We start from the raw sequence: 474 nt of genomic DNA, 5'->3' as shown, positions 1-474 counted from the left end.
ATGCTTTTCTGTGCGGCCGCGCGGGGCGTGCCGCACAGAAAAGCATAGATTGCGGCAAATTCCAAGAGGCGCCGCGCAAGGACATTTTCACATCAACGAGGAAACATCATGGCAGATCCGCAGCTCATCACGACCGCATTCGACATCCCGGGCTACCGGATCGAGCGCTCGCTCGGCGTCGCGCGCGGCATCGTCGTGCGTTCGCGCTCGATCGTCGGCACGTTCGGCGCATCGATTCAAACGCTGTTCGGCGGCAACATCTCGCTCTACACGTCGCTGTGCGAGCGCGCGCGGCAGGATGCCTACGAGCGGATGATCGACGAGGCGCGGCGCATGGGCGGCAACGCGATCGTCGGGATGCGCTACGACGCCACCGAGATCGCCTCGGGCGTGTCCGAGGTGCTGTGCTACGGCACCGCGGTGCAGGCGGTGCGCGCCGGCTGACGCGCGCGGCAAGGGCGGCACGCCGCGCCC

At 67.1% G+C, this 474-nt stretch carries 1 protein-coding gene; it reads left to right on the top strand.

The window, feature by feature from the left end; translation table 11 throughout:
- Positions 1 to 108: 108 nt before the first annotated feature.
- Positions 109 to 444 carry a YbjQ family protein gene (locus J5M67_RS28250; RefSeq protein ID WP_207888650.1) on the top strand — a complete coding sequence of 112 codons (336 nt, stop codon included), beginning with the start codon at positions 109 to 111 and terminating at the stop codon, positions 442 to 444.
- Positions 445 to 474: the final 30 nt, after the last annotated feature.

The sequence above is a fragment of the Pseudomonas sp. 30_B genome (genome assembly GCF_017491605.1).
GTDB lineage: Bacteria > Pseudomonadota > Gammaproteobacteria > Pseudomonadales > Pseudomonadaceae > Pseudomonas.
Note: the sequence above shows the minus strand (reverse complement) of the source record. Positions and strands in the feature narration are given on the sequence as shown.

Bases quoted from the DNA above. Each gene is read 5' to 3' on its own strand.
- J5M67_RS28250 (WP_207888650.1), top strand. From the start codon at position 109: ATGGCAGATCCGCAGCTCATCACGACCGCATTCGACATCCCGGGCTAC.